Here is a 17031-nt window from a genome sequence, read left to right as displayed (position 1 = left end):
TCGGCCTGACGCCGTCCGGGGTTTGTTCAGCCTTGTTTCCGAACGGCTCTTTATTAAAGGTTCTTGCACTACTAGGCGACGATAGAGCTGCCCTCCGACTTGGTCAAGACCAATGCTCAGGGGCCCGGCCGCGTCCGGCGGGCACGGCCGGGCGCTGTTCACGAGGTGTTCGCGCCCGCCACGGGCCCGTCATGGGGCGTTCGCGCGCTGGTAGCGTTCGTGATCACGTCGAATGAGGGAGCTGGCATGGGTCCGGTCACGGTGGTCACCGGAGGCGGCCGCGGCATCGGCGCGGCGGTCGCCCTGCGGCTGGCCCGCGAGGGGCACGCCGTCGGCATCGGTTACGAGAAGGACGCCGGCGCCGCCGAGGACGTCGCCCGCAAGGTCCGCGACGCGGGCGCCCGCTGCGTCGTGGTGCGCGTCGACACCAGCGACGCCGGACAGGTGGACACGCTCTTCGACACCGTGGGCGAACAGCTCGGCGCGGTGACCGGCCTGGTCAACAACGCGGGCGTCACCGGGCCGCTGGGCCGGTTCACCGAGACCCCGGTCGAGGTCATGCGCCGGGTGATCGACGTCAACGTGATGGGCGCGATCATGTGCGCCCGCCGCGCGGCGCTGGGGATGTCCACCCGGTACGGCGGCCAGGGCGGCGCGATCGTCAACGTCTCCTCCGGTGCCGCGACGCTCGGCGGCCCCGGGGAGTACGTGCACTACGCCGCCAGCAAGGCGGCGGTCGACGCGCTGACCGTGGGCCTCGCCAAGGAGCTCGCCCCGGACGGCGTGCGCGTCAACTCCGTGCAGCCCGGCATGATCGTGACCGACATCCACGCCGCGATGGGCGACCCCGAGCGGCCCTGGCGCAATCCGGACCGCGTGCCCATGCGGCGGCCCGGTGAGCCGGACGAGGTCGCCGGCGCGGTGGCGTGGCTGATGTCGCCGGACGCCTCGTACACCACGGGCGCGGTGCTGCGCGTCGCCGGCGGCCTGTAAGCGGGCGACGCCGCCCGCTACTCCCGGCCGGCCGCCTCCCCGGTCTCGGCGGCCCCGCCGTCGTCCTCGGCGTCGATCGTGCGCAGCACGTCGGTGGCGAGAGCGGCGACCTGCGGGATCAGCTCCGGGGTGGCGAGGGCGAGGTGGCACAGCGACCAGGCCAGGGTGACGACCCGGGTCCGCCTCGCCTCCAGGGCGTCCAGCAGGCGGCGGCCGACGAGTTCGGCCGCGTCCTTGCGCACGGCGGGGTCGGTCCAGGCGGTCGCGACGATCGCGAGCGCGGCCGCCTCGCACACCCAGTCCTCGGCGTTGTCCAGCACGTCCACGAGGAGCGCACGGCGCCGGGAGACGGCCCAGGGCTCGTCGCTGCGGTGGTGCGCCAGGCCCAGGCACGCCCACACCTGCACGCACCGTATCCACAGGTCGGGGGCCTGGGCGGCGAGTGCGCGGCCCAGCTCGTCCTCGCGCGGGGCCGGCGGATGGACGAGCACGCCGAGCAGGTCCTCGGGGTCGAGCCCGGAGAGCGCCACCGCGTCGTCGTAGGCGGCGACCAGGTGCGGCCAGCCGTGCCAGGCCAGGCGGCGCACCGCTTCTGCCGCCTCCGGGGAGGGCGGACGGACGGCGGGCCGCGCGGTCGTGCCCTCGTAGGCCCAGAGCGCGACCTCTACGGGGCGCGGGGCGGTCCGCAGGTCCGGCTCGGGCACGGACTGGATCTCGGTGACCGCGTTCGGGTAGGCGGCGCGCAGCGCGAGCAGCGCGCTCGGCGGTTCCAGGGCGGAGACGGTGAGCGTCAGTCCGGCGTCCGCGGGCACGGACTGCCCGAGCGCCTGGTGCAGCAGGCTGACCACGGCCTCGTTGCCGCCGGGTATCCAGTTCAGCCACGGCGTCCCCTGGCTCAGCCGGGCGAGCAGGTCCGCGGCGTAGCCGTGTCCGGGTTCGGCCCGCAGATGGTCGGCGAGGGCCACCAGGTGCCGCAGGTCCGGCTGGACCGCGTGGCGCAGCGCGTGCGCCGCGGGTCCCGCCTTGGGGTGCGCGGGGTCGGCGGCCAGCGCCCGCTCGGCCCACGCCACGCCCTCGGCGGGACGGCCGAGCGACCCCAGCAACTCGGCGACGTCGACGTACAGGTCGAGGTCGGAGGGGTCGCGGGCGATCTCGCGCTGCCAGACCTCCAGCGCCTCCTCGGGGCGGCCGGCGCTGCGCAGGGCGTAGCCGAGCATCACCGCGGCGGGGTGGGAGGGTTCGAGCTCGTACGAGCGCCGTGCCCAGCCCACGGCCTCTTCGGAGCCGCCCATGCGGCGGGCGAGCGTGGAACCGCACCAGAGCAGCATCGTGTGGTCGGGGTGGCGCGCGGCGCTCGCGCGGACCAGGTCGAGCAGCGGCAGCAGCGGGCCGCGCCGCTCCTCCTCCACCGGGTCGGGCAGTTGCGGCGCGACGCGCGCGGCCGCCCGGGCCACCGTGTCCGGCGCGACGAGCTCCGCGATGTCGGGGCGGCGCAGCCACGCCACGTCCAGCCAGGGCCGCTGCGGCTCGTGCCCGGCGCACTGGGCGAGCAGGCCGACGGCCTCGTCCCAGTGGCCCGCGACCGCGCAGAGGTGGCCGCGCGCGGCCACGGTGCCGATGAACGCCCGCTCCTCGGGGGCGAAGTACGTCAGCGCCGCCTCCGCGCCCCCGACGCGCGCGGCGAACTCGGCCATGGCCTCGTGGGTCTCGGGGAGTGCGGGGTCACGCGCCAGCGCGTCCTCCAGGTGCCGGGCGGCGTGCTCGAGGTCGCCCCCGGCCAGCGCGATGCGCGCCGTGGCCACTTCGCCCTCCGCCTCCAGGCGCGCCCCGCCCTCGTGGCCCTCCTGATGATCGTGCACAGCCGCTCCCCGCCTCGCGTCGCTCGTGGTGCCCCCGCCCCCGGGGGCACCTTAACCGACGGCGTTGAACCGCCTGTCGGAGTGCCTCGGCGGGAAGTCCGTGGGGAGGTGGGCCTGACGCTCTGGACCCCCGCATTACTTTCTGCTCCCGCTCACGGAGGGCCGCGGGAGGAGGACGGCCGTCCCGTGCGCCACGGCGGTCAGGCCGTGCCCGTGTCGCGGAGGGCGGGGGCCTGGGTGGCGACACCGGTGAGCTTGCCGGGGTTGGTGAGGAGGTAGACCGTGGAGACGAGGCCGTCGGTGACCTCCAGGCTGAACACCGTGTGGGGGCGGCCGCGCGAGGTGACGACGATCGACGGGACGCCGTTCACCTCGCGGAAGGCGAAGGCGGGTTCGGCGATCGGGGTGGGCGCGATGGCGTGCAGGAAGCGGCCGACCTTGCCGGCGGTCTCGATGACCCGGAGCGGGGCGCGTTGCACGCCGCCGCCGTCGCCGAGGAGGCGCACCTCGGGGGCGAGCAGGGCGAGCAGCCCCTGGAGGTCGCCGCCCACCGCGGCGGCGAGGAAGCGCTCGGTGACCCGGGCGGTCTCGGCGGGGTCGGCGTCGTAGCGGGGGCGCTTGTCCTCGACGTGGCGGCGGGCGCGGCCGGCGAGCTGGCGTACCGCGGGCTCGGTCCTGTCGAGGACCGCGGCGATCTGCGCGTAGGGGAACGCGAAGGCCTCGCGCAGCACGAACACGGCGCGCTCCAGCGGGGAGAGCGACTCCAGCAGGACGAGGACGGCGAGCGAGACGGACTCGGCGAGGACGACGCGTTCGGCGGCGTCGGGCACGGTGTGCTCGAAGTCGGTGGCGACGGGCTCGGGGAGCCAGGGACCGGGGTAGGACTCGCGGCGCGACCGCAGGTGCCGCAGGCGGTCGATGGCGAGCCGGGTCGTGGCGGTCACCAGGAAGGCCCGCGGGTCGCGTACGGTCGCACGGTCTGCGGCGGCCCAGCGCGGCCAGGTCTCCTGCACGACGTCCTCGGCGTCGGCGAAGCGGCCGAGCATGCGGTACGCGACCCCCGTGAGCAGGGGCCGGTGCCGCTCGAAGACCTCCGCCGCGCTGTCCTGGTCGCCCACGGTCCCCATCCCACCGGACGGCGGGCGGGCATGTCCAGGCGGGACGCCGCTGCGCACCGGTTTCGACGCCGGAGTCCGGGTGGGGCGCCGAGCGGTGCCGATTCGTTAACACAAGGAAACGGATTCAAAACCCGAGCGGGCGTTCCGGCGTACACAATCCCCCCAGCCTCCAGCAGGTTTGCCCGGTTGCCGTACCCACCCCGAGGAGCACCATGTCCGCTCAGGCCACCGACGTGGCGAAGGGCTCTCCGCCACCACCACCGCAGAACGCACTGGACCGCTACTTCCGCATCGCGGAGCGCGGGTCGACCTTCGGCCGCGAAGTCCGCGGCGGTTTCGCCACGTTCTTCACGATGGCCTACATCCTCGTGCTGAACCCGATCATCCTGGGGAGCGCGAAGGACAAGTTCGGCCACGTCCTGTCGACCGGTCAACTGGTCACCGCCACCGCGCTGGTGGCGGCGGTCATGACCGTCGTCATGGGCGTCGGCGGCAACCTGCCGCTGGCCATCGCGGCGGGCCTCGGCCTCAACGCGGTGGTCGCCTTCCAGATCGCGCCCATGATGAGCTGGGACGACGCGATGGGCCTGATCGTCATCGAGGGCCTGGTCATCTGCGTCCTGGTGGTGACCGGGCTCCGCGAGGCGGTGATGCACGCGATACCCCAGCCGTTGAAACAGGCGATCAGCGTGGGCATCGGCCTGTTCATCGCCTTCATCGGCTTCGTGGACGCCGGCTTCGTCAGCCGCATCCCGGACGCCGCGAACACCACGGTCCCCGTGCAGCTGGGCGGCAGCGGGGCGTTGTCGGGCTGGCCGGTGCTCGTCTTCTGCCTGGGCGTGCTGCTGACGATCGCCCTGCTGGCCCGGAAGGTGAAGGGCGCGATCCTGATCAGCATCGTCGCCATGACGGTGCTGGCGATCGTGGTCGACGCCGTCGCGGACGTGAAGAGCTGGGGGCTGACCACGCCCAAGGTGCCCGACGACGTGTTCGCCGCACCGGACTTCGGGCTGCTGGGGCACTTCAGCCTCTTCGGCGCCTTCGCCGAGGTCAGCTTCATCACGGTGGTGCTGCTGGTCTTCACCCTCATCCTGTCGGACTTCTTCGACACCATGGGCACCGTCGTCGGCATCACGGCCGAGGCGGGCCTGCTGGACCAGGAGGGCAAGGTCCCGAACCTGGGCCGGGTCCTGCTCATCGACGGTGCGGCGGCGGTCGCGGGCGGCGCGGCCTCCGCGTCGTCGAACACGGCCTACATCGAGTCGGCGGCGGGGGTCGGCGAGGGGGCGCGTACGGGCTTCGCCAACCTGGTCACCGGCGGCCTGTTCGCGGTGGCGCTCTTCCTGAGCCCGCTGCTGACGATCGTGCCGCTCCAGGCGGCGGCGCCGGCGCTGGTCGCGGTCGGCTTCCTGATGATGACCCAGGTCAAGAACATCGGCTGGGACGACTTCGAGATCGCCATCCCGGCCTTCCTGACGATCGCCGTGATGCCCTTCACGTACTCGATCACCAACGGCATCGGTGCCGGGTTCATCGCCTTCGTGCTGCTCAAGGCCGTGCTGGGCAAGGCCCGTCAGGTGCACTGGCTGCTGTGGGCGGTGTCGGCGCTCTTCGTCGTCTACTTCGCGATCGACCCGCTCGAACAGTTGCTCGGGGTCAAGTAGGGCCCGGTGGGCCGCGGGGGCCGAGAAGGCCTCCCGCGGCCCCACGATGAAGACCCCGACCGGGACGGGGGCCCCCGGTCGGGGCCGCTGGCCGGACCGGCGCTCCGCGCGCGGCCCGTACCTGTCGAACTACCGGCGCAGGGCGGGAGTTCCCGCCCGTTCCGGATCCCCGGGTGTGACGTGGCGCACGCCAGCGCCGAGCGCCACCCCGCCCGCGAGCAGCAGGCTGCCGGCCGGCTGCCCGGTGCCGTACGTGCCGACGCCGGAGAGCGGCTCGGTCGGCGCGGCGGAGACCGGGATCAGCCCGGAGAAGAGCGTGGCCCGCTCGGCGCCGATCCGCTGGACGCCCGCGTACCAGCAGACGAAGCCGATCACGGTGGTGACCGCCGCCCGCCGGCCCAGCGCCGGCGCCTGCGCGCCGGCGGGCGCCCGGAGGGCTTCCGCGCCGTCGAGGGCCACACCGAGCGGTGCCGCCTGTCGGCGGGCGACATCGGGAGCTGTGTACGTGTGCTCCGCGCGAGCGTTTGATCTCGATTCGGCAACAGCGGGTTTGAGTGGGGGAATACCCCCTTATCGCCGAGCCTCGTTGCTTGATACACATGGTTCCGCGCGTTCCTGTCCGTCGATAGGCGCACTACCCCCACCTGCTCGCCGTGCCTTCGGCCGTCCCTCACCCAGGAACGCCCATGTCTTCGCGGACCGCGCCCTCGCGCGCCCTGCTGCCACTCGTCGCGCTCTTCTGCGCCGGCTACCTCGCGCCGTACCTCATGCCGACCGTCGTCGGCCGTCTCACCACCGGTCTCGGCCTGAGCGGTTCCCAGGCCGGGGCGGTCGGCAGCACACTGCTGCTCGGCTCGGCCTGCGCCGGGTTCACGCTGGCCTCGCGGGTCGACCGGATCGGCCGGGCGCGGCTGGCCCGGTACGGTCTGCTGCTGATCGCGGGCGGCTTCACGACGGCCGCGGCCACCGGCCACCTGCCCCTGGTGGTCCTCGGCTGCGTCGCCGGCGGCGTCGGATCCGGTACGTCGACCGCGGTGGCCGCCGTCGGCATCGCCGGTGAACGGGAGCCCCACCGGGTCACGGTGCTCGCGCTGCTGACCACCTCGGCGGCGGCCGGGGTGCTCTACCTCGTCCTGCCGCGGCTCGGCGGGGGCCACGCCCTGCCGTTCGCGGCCATCGCCGCGACCGCCCTCCTCGTCCTCCCGCTGACCCGGCGGCTGCCCGCGCGGCCGTGCCCGCGGACCACGGCCGCGGCCCGGCACACCGGGCTGCCGCTGCCGCACCCGGTCGCCGGGATCGTGCTCGCGGCGTCGATGCTGTGCTGGTCACTGGCGCAGAACGCGCTGTGGGGGGTGAGCGGACGCATCGGGCTGGACCGCGTGGGCCTGTCGGAGGCCGCGGTGGGCATGGTGTTCGCGGTCGCCCTCGGCGGCGGGCTGCTCGGCGTCGTGGCCGCGGGGGCCCTCGGTACCCGCCTCGGGCGCGCGGTGCCCGTCGGCCTGGGCACGGTCGTGATCGCCGTGTGCGTGGCGGTCAGCGCCTCGGCACGCGGCGCGGTCGCCTTCGCGGTCGGCGAGGTGCTGTGGAACACCGTCTACCCGGTGGTGCTCTCGTACCTGATCGGCCTGGCCGCCACGCTCGACCCGCGCGGCCGCTGGGCGGTGTACGCCGGTTCCGCGTCCTCGCTCGGGGTGGCCTGCGGACCGCTGGCCGGCGCACTGCTCGGCGCCCGGCTGGGCTTCCCGGTGATGGGCGCCGTCCTGGGCTGCCTGCTGCTGCTCGCCGCCGTACCGCTCACCGCGGTGGCCCGGAGCGCCGGTTCCGGGACCTGGGGCCGGGGCGCCGTGGCGGTCGGCCGCCGCGCCGCCGCCGCCGTCGTGGCCCGCTCGGACGTGGCCCGCTCGGACGTGGGCCGGGCGGCCTGAGGGGAAATCGGGATGCCGCGGCGGTGGCGCGTCTGGCAGGGTGCGGCCTCGTGAACGACACCGGCACCCTCCGCATCACCCCGCTCGCCGAGCGCCCCGCCCTGGCCCCCCGGCTGTGGGAGATCACCGAGAACTGGCCGGCCTTCGTCCCCCAGGACCCGGTCGCCGGGGCCCTGTTGCACCGGGTGGCCGAGGACTTCCCGCGGACTTGCGTCGTCGCCACCGACGGCGACCGCGTCGTGGCGCGCGGGTTCGCCGTCCCCTTCGACGCCTCCCGCGAGGGCCGCGAGGAGACGCCCGACCAAGGCTGGGACCGCGTCCTGGTGTGGGCGTACACCGACCTGCGGGACGGGAGTCCGGCGACGGCCGTCAGCGCGCTGGAGATCACCATCGACACCGGGTACCTGGGACGCGGCCTGTCGCACCGCATGGTGGCCGCGCTGCGCGACACCGCGCGGGACCTGGGCCACGACGCGCTGCTCGCCCCGGTCCGGCCCACGGCCAAGCACCTGCGTCCGCGGCTCCCCATGACCGAGTACGTCGGCCTGCTGCGTGAGGACGGGCTCCCCGAGGACCCCTGGCTGCGGGTGCACGTCAGGGCGGGCGGCGTCGTCGTGAAGGTCGCGCCGGCCTCCATGACGGTCAGCGGGACGCTGGCCCAGTGGCGGCGCTGGACGGGGCTCCCCTTCGACCGCGACGGCGCCGTCGAGGTGCCCGGCGCCCTGGTGCCCGTGCACTGCGACACCGCGCACGACCACGCCGTGTACGTGGAGCCCAACGTGTGGGTCCGGCACGGAACGGAACGGGTCTAGCCCAGCGCCCGGTCCAGGTTGAAGGCGGCGCTGATCAGGGCCAGGTGCGTGAAGGCCTGCGGGAAGTTGCCGCGCAGTTCGCCGGCGCGGTCGATCTCCTCGGCGTACAGGCCGAGGTGGTTGCCGTACGTGAGCATCTTCTCGAAGGCCAGGCGCGCCTCGTCCTCGCGCCCGGCGCGGGTGAGGGCCTCGACGTACCAGAAGGAGCAGATGGAGAAGGTGCCCTCGTCGCCGGGCAGGCCGTCCGGGCTCGACAGGGGGTCGTAGCGGTAGACCAGGGAGTCGGAGACCAGGTCCTTGCCGAGGGCGTCGAGCGTCGAGAGCCACTTGGGGTCGGTCGGCGAGATGAACTTGGACAGCGGCATCATCAGCACCGACGCGTCCAGCACGTCCTCGCCCTCGCTCTGGGTGAACGCGCCGCGCGCCTGCGACCAGCCGTTCCTCATGATCCGCCGGTAGATGGCGTCGCGGGCGCCGTACCAGCGCTCCCGGTTGGCGGGCAGGCCGCGGTGGTTCGCCATGCGGATGCCGCGCTCGATCGCCACCCAGCACATCACGCGGGAGTACAGGAAGTTCTTGCGGCCGCCGCGGGTCTCCCAGATGCCCTCGTCGGGCTGGTCCCAGTTGTCGCAGACCCAGTCCACGAGTTCGCAGACGGTGTCCCAGTGGCTGCTGGAGATCGGCTTGCCCCACTTGTCGTACAGGTAGAGGGAGTCGATGAGCTCGCCGTAGATGTCCAGCTGGAGTTGGTGGACGGCGTTGTTGCCCACCCGGACCGGTGCGGAACCCGCGTACCCCTCCAGGTGGTCCAGCTCCCGTTCGGGCAGCTCGGAGCGGCCGTCGATGCCGTACATGATCTGCAGCGGGCCGGCGGTGCAGCGGGGTCCCCCCATGCAGATGCGGTCCGACAGGAAGTTCATGAAGGCCTCGGCCTCGTCGGTGAAGCCCAGCCGGAGCAGCGCGTAGACGCAGAAGGCCGCGTCGCGGATCCAGACGTAGCGGTAGTCCCAGTTGCGCTCCCCGCCGATGCGCTCGGGGAGGCTGGTGGTGGGCGCGGCGATGATGGCGCCGGTCGGCGCGTAGGTGAGCAGCTTCAGGGTCAGCGCGGACCGGTGCACCATCTCGCGCCAGCGTCCGCGGTACTTCGACTGGGAGAGCCAGTGCCGCCAGTAGCGCACGGTCTTCTCGAACTGGTCCTCCGCCTCGGTCAGCGGGCAGCCGCGGGGGCCGACACCGTCGCCGACCTGGTCCAGTGCGAAGACGGCGGCCTCGCCCTCGGAGAGCTTGAACTGGGCCCACACGTCCCGGCCGTCGTTCTCCAGCGGCACCGAGCAGGTGAGGGCGACGGTCTGGGCGGGGGTGGCGAAGAGCGCCTGCATCCCGTTCATGTGGACGGTGTGCGGCACGCTGCCGTAGTCGAAGCGCGGCGCCGCCCGCATCCGGAACGGCAGCACGCCCCGCACGCAGACCACGCGGCGGATCAGTCGGTGGCGGTCGGCCTCGTGGGAGTCGTCGACCACCGGCATGAAGTCCTGCACCTCGCCCATGCCGTCCTCGGCGAAGAACCGGGTGATCAGCACGTTGGTGTCGGGGAAGTAGAACTGCTTGGTGCGCGCGGGCACGTCCGCGGCCAGCTCGAAGCTGCCGCCCCGGTCGGCGTCGAGGATCGAGGCGAAGATGCTGGGGGCGTCGAAGCGCCCGGAGCAGTACCAGTCGATGGTGCCGTTCGTGCCGACGAGCGCGGCGCTGCGCAGGTCGCCGATGAGCCCGTGGGCGGCGATCGGCAGGTAGCGGCCGTCGGCCGGTGCGAAATCGGACCGGAGGGCTTCGGCTGTCACGGTGGCCTCCTCGCGTGCCGGGAAACGGCAAAAGCCACCATTCAGACTAACCCTCCGCGGCCTGCTCCTTCTCGGTCGGGACCGTGCCGGCGGCCGGGCCTACGCCTGCCCGGCCGGTGCCTGCCCGCCCTGCGCCTGCCCGCCCTGGGCCTCCTCCGGTCCGGCGGACCGCTCGCCGACGTATTCGAGGACGGAGCGCGCCTCGGCCCGCCGCTGCTCGGCGACCTCGTCCTCCTGACCGCCTTCCTCGCCCCCGTACAGGGCGATCACGGCCCGGGCCCGCTCCGCGGCCGCGGTGCGCCGTCCCAGATCGGCCTCGAGCCAGGCGGCCATCAGCTGGGCCGCGCTGCGCGCGGGACCCGGTTCGAAGACCGCGATCGCGCGTTCGGCGCAGGCCAGGCCCTCCTCGTACGCGGCGCGCGCCGAGCCGTCCGTGTCGTCCTCGCCGGGCTCGCCGGGGCAGGAGCGGACGACCAGTTCGCCGGTCTGCCGGTGGGTCCCCGCCAGTTCGGCGCGCAGGTGCGCCGCGGCGTCCCCGTCACCGGCCGCCGTCGCCGCGGCCAGCGCCTCCTCGGCCACCGCGACGGCCTCGGCCATCACCGAGCGGCCCGCGGCGAGACCGCCCTGGCCGTCGTGGAGGGCGAGCCAGGCCCGGGCGCGCAGCGAGCGGACGAGGGGGACGGGACGCTCCAGGGCACGCCAGAGCTCACCGGCGCGGGTGTACGCCTCGCCGGCCTCGCCGGCCAGGCCGGCCCGTTCCAGGGAGTCGGCGGCGAGGTTCGCGAGGACGGCGTGGTCCTGCTGCTCCTCCCAGCCCTGCGCGATCTCCGCGGCGAGCAGGAACTGCTCGGCTGCGGCGCGCGGCTCGTCCAGGTCACGCAGCGCGTCCCCCAGCCACCAGCGGGCCTGGACGACGCGCCCGTCGTGGTGGGCGCGCACCAGGTCGGGCAGGGCGGTCTCCAGGACGGTGGCGGCCTCGGCGGACCTGTCCTGGCGCAGCAGCGCCCCGCCGAGCACGAGCCGTGCCCAGGCGCCGAGCTCCTCGGACATGTCGCCCTCGTCGGCCCAGTGGGCGCCCTCCAGGGCGTGGTCGGCGGCCTCGGCGTCGGCGCCGCGGGCGGCGAGCGCGGCGGCGAGCACGGTGTGCAGGTGGGCCCGGTGCACGGGGCCCAGGGCCGCGGCGCCGTCCTCCAGCGCGGCGCGGGCGGACCGCTCCGCGGTGGTGTGGTCGTCCCGCTGGAGGGAGAGGTCGGCGAGGAGCGCCTCGGGTTCGGCGGCGTGCCACGGGGTTCCGGCCTCGTGGTGGAGACGGGCGGCCCGCGCGAAGAGTTCGGCGGAGGTCGCGACGTCGCCGCGCGCGGCGGTGTGGCGGGCGTGCAGCGCGATCGCGTCGGCCAGCCGTCCGGCCATCCGGTCCTCGTCGCGGTGCTCCTCGGCGAAGGCGATGATCCGCAGCAGTTCCGCCTCGCCCTCGGCGCCGGGCGGCCGGAGGTGGAACCGGGCCAGCCAGGCCCCGGTGAGCTGGCGGGCGGTGGCCCGGCCGGTGCCGTGCAGCTCGCGCAGTGCGTCGACGGCCGCGTCGAGCGCGGTCAGGGCCCGGGCACTTTGTTCCGCGACGGCCACCGCGTAGGCGGCGCGGGCACGGCAGGCCGCGGCCTCGCCGGGCTTGCCGGCCGCCTCGAACAGGTCGGCGGCGGTGTCGAAGAGCGGTACGGCGCTGCCGGGGTCGGCGAAGGCGTCGATGCCGGCGTGGTCGGCGATCTCGGCGCGGGCCGGGTCGTCCAGGGCGGTGCCGGTGCTGTCCGCGGCACGGCCCGCGGCGGCCCATGCGGCGCCCGCGTCGGGGTGCTGGGCGGCGCTGAGCCTGCGGGCCTCGGCGAGCAGTGCGGGGACGTCCGCCGCGCCCGCGGGCACGGCGGCCGCTCCGGCGGCCGGTGCGGGCTGCGGACGGGCGGCCGCGGTCAGGCGCTGCCGGGCCCGGACGCCCAGCGGGAGCCGCTCCACGAGGGGCCCGGCGCCGAGGCGCTCGCGCATGCGGCGGCTGACGGCGTCGTTGGCGTTGCGGGCGTCGAAGCGCGCGGCGACGGCGGCGGCCTCGCGCTCGGCGTGGGCGAGCAGCGTGCGGGCGGTCCACTCGGTGCCGGCCGGGCCGGGGACGCCGCCGTCGGCGTGGCCGAGGGCGAGCAGGCGGCGCATCAGGACCGCGGTGACGACCAGGTGGTCCATGAGCGTGTCGGGGTCGCCGGTGTCGGTGAAGTACGCGGGGTGCTCGGCGAGGATCTCCAGGGCCCGTGCCTCGTTGCCGGTCAGGGCGCAGAACTCGACGTGGGAGGAGACCGCGCCGCGCATGCTCTCCATGGAGCGCACCAGGCGGTGGCCGCGCAGGTGGTGGGCGCGTGCCTCGTCGAGCCGGCCGAGCCGGACCAGCGGCAGCAGCGAGGACGCCAGCACGTTGTGCGGCTCGTGGGCGCAGGTGTACTGCCCCGTCAGGACCGGCTCCCAGGTGCTCAGCGCCTCGCCGTCACGGCCGCGTTCCACCTGCCAGCTGCCCTGGCCATGGAGTTCGCAGGCGTGGCAGTCGGCCATCCCGTCGCGGTCGGCGGCGAGCCAGGCGGCGTGGGCGGCCTCGGCGCGGGCGGTGTCACCGAGGTGCCGGGCGATGCGGAACTCGCCCTGGCGGACGGCACGTTCGGAGTGACCGGCGAGGCGGTAGCGGTGCTCCATCTCGCGGTGCCACTTCTCGATGGAGGCGAGCGGGACGTCGGGCTGGTCGAGCATGCCGTTGGCCACCCACTTGAAGATCCAGTGCAGGTGGTGGGTGTTCGCGCCGTCGAAGTCCCCGGGCCGCTCGTCCCACATGCGCAGCAGACGGGCGAAGGGCACGAAGAACTTGTCCTTCTCGCTGCTGTACGCGTACGCGTTGGCGAGGTTGAACAGGGCCTCGAGGAGCAGCGGGGTGTCCCCGGTGGCCTCGGCCTCGGCGACGAGCCGCTCCGCGCCGGCGTTGCGGGCGCGGCCCTCGGGCTCCTCCCGGTTGTGGTGCAGGGCGCGGCGTACGGTCTCGACCGCCGGGTCCTGGGTGCTCATCGGCCGTCCTCCTGTTCGGCGTCGGCGGGCTTGCCCGCGGGGCTGTCCGCGGTCTGCGCCGCCCACTGCAGCAGGCCGAGGAAGGCGCGGTTGAGGAGCGCGGAGTCGGCGGGGCGCAGCGGGCGCTGGGCCATCAGCAGGGCCTGGCCGTACAGCGCCTCGGCGGCGGTGCCGACGAGTTCGGGGTCGGTGAAGGCGCTGATCCGCCGGACCAGCGGGTTGAGGTGGTTCAGGACGAGCCGGGCGCGCGGGGCGCCGCCGCGCAGGGAGCCGAGGATGCCCGCCCACAGCTCGTCGGCCTGCTCCTCCTCCTCGGCGCGGGCGCGTTCGTGGCGGGCGGCCCGGTCGTCCAGGTGCAGGGCGGGGACGGTGACGGGGTGGAAGGTGCGCAGCGACACGTCGCAGCCGAGCGGGTCGAGCCGGGCGCGGGCCGCGGCGAGGAAGCCGGACAGGGCGAGTTCCTCGGCGGGGTCGACGGGGTCGAGGTGCGCGGTCACGGTGTCCGCGTCGAGTTCGGCGACGGCGGTGCCGGGACGCACGGTCGGCAGCAGCTCGACCAGGTCGGCGTCGTAGGTGTAACCGCCGTTGACGACGCCGATGCCCTGCGCGGAGGCGATCGCGGCGACCTGCCGGTACTCCTCGACGGTGCGGGTGAAGTGGACGACCCGGTGGCGGCGGGCGAACTCCTCGAGCGACAGCTGCCCGTCGGTGGTCTCGAACGGCAGCCACGGCAGCATCGTGCGGAGCATCCCGGCGTCGTGCCGGGCGAGCGACTTGACGCCGAGGTGGTGGACGGCGAGGAACTGGGCCAGCCGTTCCCGGTCGCCCGCGGCGAGTTCGGTCAGCCAGCCGCGGATGCGTTCGCCGAGGGCCTCGCGGACGGCGGCGAGCGTCTCGTCGGCGTACAGGCTCTCCCGGGACGCGGTGGGGCGCAGGCTGTCGGTGTCGATCACGCAGCGGACGAAGAAGGCCCACTCCGGCAGGAGTTCGTCGGCCCGGTCGGTGAGCAGCATGCCCTTGAGGTGGACGCGGTGCCCGGCGCGCTGGGCGGGGCTGACCGCGGCGGGCAGGACGTAGCCGACGCCGCGCACGCCCGCGAGGGGGACGTCGAGGTCGATGACGTCGAGCGGCGTGAAGCCGAACTGCTCGTGGCAGTGCCGGGCGAGCGCGACCCGGCGGGCCGCCTGCCCGGGGTGCGGGCGCTCCCAGACCGGCGGACGCTCGGTGACGGGCGTGTCGCCGACCCGCACGTCGTACGGCAGCAGGGACCCGAAGTCCTTGGCGAGGGCGAGCACGCGCTCCTCGGCCAGCCACTCCGCGGCGCCCGGCCGGGCGCTCAGGTGGACGGTCGTACCGGGCTCGGGGTGGTCCTGCCGCGGCAGCGTGCGGACGGTGTACGAGCCGTCGTCACGGGCGGTCCACTCGACGGGCGGGGCGTCCGGGGTACGGGCGGACCGGCTGACGACGCGGATCTCCGCTGCGACGACGAAGCAGGCGAGCAGCCCGATGCCGAACTGGCCGAGGAACTCCGAGCGGGCGCTCTCCAGCCCGTCGCGCTTGGAACTGCGGCCGATGGTGGCGAGCAGGTCGTGCACGTCGGACTCGGTGAGGCCGACGCCGGTGTCCGTCACGCGCAGCCGGCCGCCCTCGGCGTGCAGGTGCACCCGGGCGGGGGCGTCGGGCTGTTCGGCCCGGCGGGCGGTGATCGCGTCGACGCCGTTCTGCAGCAGTTCGCGCAGGTAGACCTTGGGGCTGGAGTAGAGGTGGTGGGAGAGGAGGTCCACCAGGCCGCGCAGGTCGACCTGGAAGGCGTGCGGTGTCTGATCTGCAGTCATCATGGAAGCGCCGGTGCATTCCCGGGAGGGAGGACGGGGCGCGGGTAGGGCGATCGGGTGATCGCGGCCGCCGGATTCGGGACATCGTATGGCGGCGGAGCCCGTGGTTACCAGGGGGTTTCCTCGCACGGGGCTCACGTGGGGGCGCGCGGAGGGGGTGGGCGCCGCCGTACGGCGCGGGGTGGTTGTTCACTGGGCGTTCGGATCGACGGCACGCGGCGCGCGTAGGAACGTGGTGCGGACGCATTCCGGCGTACGCGGCTGCGACGTGGGAGGTCAGGATGGCGGACGGATCCGGGAGCACGGTCGGGCGGCGGTCGGTGCTGAGGGGCGGGCTGGCGGCCTCCGGGGCGCTGCTGGTGCCCGCGGGGGCCGCGCCCGCGCTGGCCCTGTCGGGGAGGCCGGCGGCGACGTCGGGGGTGCAGACCGGCGACGTGACCGCGTCGGGCGGCCTGGTGTGGGTGCGCGCGGACCGGCCGGCGCGGATGGTGGTGGAGACCTCGGCGACCGAGTCGTTCCGGCACACCCGGCGCTTCCACGGCCCGGTGGTCGGCCCCGGCACCGACTTCACCGGGGTGACCCGGCTGCACGGCCTGCCGTCCGGCGAGCAGGTCCACTACCGGGTGCTGCTGGCCGACCCCGACGACCCGCGCCGCACCGGCGCGCCGGTCACGGGCACCTTCCGCACGGCGCCGGACGTACGGCACGGCGGGGTGCGCTTCGTGTGGTCGGGCGACCTGGCCGGGCAGGGCTGGGGCATCAACCCCGACATCGGCGGCTACCGCATCTTCGACGCGATGGGCGCGGTGGACCCGGACTTCTTCCTGTGCAGCGGTGACAACATCTACGCCGACGGCCCGATCGCGGCGACCCAGGCCCTCCCCGACGGCAGCGCCTACCGCAACGTCACCACGGCGGAGAAGTCCAAGGTCGCCGAGACGCTGGCCGAGTTCCGCGGCAACTTCCGGTACAACCTGCTCGACGAGAACCTGCGGCGCTTCAACGCCCGGGTGCCGTCGGTCATCCAGTGGGACGACCACGAGGTCCGCAACAACTGGTACCCCGGCGAGGTGATCGCCGCCTCGGACCCGCGCTACACCGAGAAGAGCGTGGACGTCCTCGCGGCCCGGGCGCGGCGGGCGTTCGCCGAGTACTTCCCCCTCTCCTCGTTGCGGCCGGACGGCGCCGGCCGGGTGTACCGGGTGCTGCGGCAGGGTCCTCTGCTGGACGTCTTCGTCCTCGACATGCGCACGTACCGCAACGCCAACTCCCCCGACGACCAGGCCCACGACCCGCAGGGCATCCTCGGCCGTGAGCAGTTGGAGTGGCTGAAGCGGGAGCTGTCGCGGTCGCGCGCGGTGTGGAAGGTGATCGCCGCCGACATGCCGCTCGGGCTGGTGGTGCCCGACACCACGGAGGGCCGGCCGAACATCGAGGCCGTCGCGCAGGGCGACCCCGGTGCGCCGCTCGGCCGCGAGCTGCAGATCGCCGAACTGCTGCGGTTCGTCAAGCACCGCAGGATCACGGGCACGGTGTGGCTGACCGCCGACGTCCACCACACCTCGGCGCAGCACTACCAGCCCTCGCGCGCGGCGTTCACGGACTTCGAGCCGTTCTGGGAGTTCGTCTCCGGTCCGCTGAACGCGGGTGCCTTCCCGGCCAGCGCGCTGGACGGCACCTTCGGCCCGGAGCGGGTCTTCGTGAAGGCCCCGACGGCTTCGAACGTCTCGCCCGCCGAGGGCTACCAGTTCTTCGGTCAGGTCGACATCGACGGCCACTCCGGGGACATGACGGTGCGGCTGCGCGAGCAGGACGGCTCGGTGCTGTTCACGAAGGTGCTCCGGGCGGGTCTGGTCGCGCAGTAGCCCCGGACGGCAGCGGGGGCCGCGACAGGCGCCGA

11 protein-coding genes are annotated in these 17031 nt (G+C 74.5%); 5 read left to right on the top strand and 6 right to left on the bottom strand.

Annotated elements, in window-relative coordinates:
• The first annotated feature begins 246 nt into the window (after positions 1 to 246).
• A complete protein-coding gene (locus tag ACFV3E_RS13405; protein WP_500534818.1) occupies positions 247 to 993 on the top strand; it encodes an SDR family oxidoreductase in 747 nt (248 codons plus the stop codon).
• A 17-nt stretch (positions 994 to 1010) separates the two neighbouring features.
• Here ACFV3E_RS13405 and ACFV3E_RS13400 read toward each other — a convergent pair whose 3' ends face one another.
• Both ACFV3E_RS13400 and sigJ read right to left on the bottom strand, forming a co-directional pair.
• The gene (locus ACFV3E_RS13400) at positions 1011 to 2852 is read right to left on the bottom strand and encodes a tetratricopeptide repeat protein (protein ID WP_500534817.1); all 1842 of its coding nucleotides are present in this window, start codon (positions 2850 to 2852) and stop codon (positions 1011 to 1013) included.
• A 200-nt stretch (positions 2853 to 3052) separates the two neighbouring features.
• Positions 3053 to 3970, bottom strand: a complete 918-nt coding sequence (sigJ, locus tag ACFV3E_RS13395) for an RNA polymerase sigma factor SigJ (protein ID WP_500534816.1) — start codon at positions 3968 to 3970, stop codon at positions 3053 to 3055.
• 212 nt (positions 3971 to 4182) lie between these two features.
• Between sigJ and ACFV3E_RS13390 the strand changes: the two genes are divergently transcribed.
• Positions 4183 to 5634 (top strand): NCS2 family permease, encoded by a 1452-nt coding sequence (locus ACFV3E_RS13390; protein ID WP_500534815.1) that lies wholly within the window; start codon positions 4183 to 4185, stop codon positions 5632 to 5634.
• A gap of 129 nt (positions 5635 to 5763) precedes the next feature.
• On the opposite strand, the gene ACFV3E_RS13385 is transcribed toward ACFV3E_RS13390, so the two are convergent.
• Positions 5764 to 6093: a hypothetical protein gene (locus tag ACFV3E_RS13385; protein ID WP_500534814.1), complete on the bottom strand. Its 330-nt coding sequence runs from the start codon at positions 6091 to 6093 to the stop codon at positions 5764 to 5766.
• 227 nt (positions 6094 to 6320) lie between these two features.
• Between ACFV3E_RS13385 and ACFV3E_RS13380 the strand changes: the two genes are divergently transcribed.
• Together ACFV3E_RS13380 and ACFV3E_RS13375 are read left to right on the top strand one after the other, a co-directional pair.
• Entirely contained in the window at positions 6321 to 7559 is a 1239-nt protein-coding gene (locus ACFV3E_RS13380; RefSeq protein WP_500534813.1) for an MFS transporter, read from the top strand.
• 50 nt (positions 7560 to 7609) lie between these two features.
• On the top strand, positions 7610 to 8371 hold the full coding sequence (locus tag ACFV3E_RS13375; RefSeq protein WP_500534812.1) for an N-acetyltransferase: 762 nt from the start codon (positions 7610 to 7612) through the stop codon (positions 8369 to 8371).
• Here ACFV3E_RS13375 and ACFV3E_RS13370 read toward each other — a convergent pair.
• The 3 genes from ACFV3E_RS13370 to ACFV3E_RS13360 form a co-directional block, all read right to left on the bottom strand.
• Positions 8368 to 10209 carry a glycoside hydrolase family 15 protein gene (locus tag ACFV3E_RS13370; protein ID WP_500534811.1) on the bottom strand — a complete coding sequence of 614 codons (1842 nt, stop codon included), beginning with the start codon at positions 10207 to 10209 and terminating at the stop codon, positions 8368 to 8370. The genes ACFV3E_RS13375 and ACFV3E_RS13370 overlap by 4 nt on opposite strands.
• A 99-nt stretch (positions 10210 to 10308) precedes the next feature.
• Positions 10309 to 13296, bottom strand: coding sequence for an ATP-binding protein (locus ACFV3E_RS13365; protein ID WP_500534810.1), 2988 nt, complete (start codon positions 13294 to 13296; stop codon positions 10309 to 10311).
• Positions 13293 to 15131, bottom strand: coding sequence for an HSP90 family protein (locus ACFV3E_RS13360; protein WP_500534860.1), 1839 nt, complete (start codon positions 15129 to 15131; stop codon positions 13293 to 13295). Before ACFV3E_RS13360 ends, ACFV3E_RS13365 begins: the two co-directional genes overlap by 4 nt.
• 281 nt (positions 15132 to 15412) lie before the next feature.
• Between ACFV3E_RS13360 and ACFV3E_RS13355 the strand changes: the two genes are divergently transcribed.
• Entirely contained in the window at positions 15413 to 16996 is a 1584-nt protein-coding gene (locus ACFV3E_RS13355; RefSeq protein WP_500534809.1) for an alkaline phosphatase D family protein, read from the top strand.
• Positions 16997 to 17031: the final 35 nt, after the last annotated feature.

The organism is Streptomyces sp. NPDC059718 (assembly GCF_042733315.1).
Lineage (GTDB): Bacteria > Actinomycetota > Actinomycetes > Streptomycetales > Streptomycetaceae > Actinacidiphila.
The sequence above is the reverse complement of the archived record's forward strand: the minus strand, read 5'-3'. Positions and strand labels throughout refer to the sequence as shown.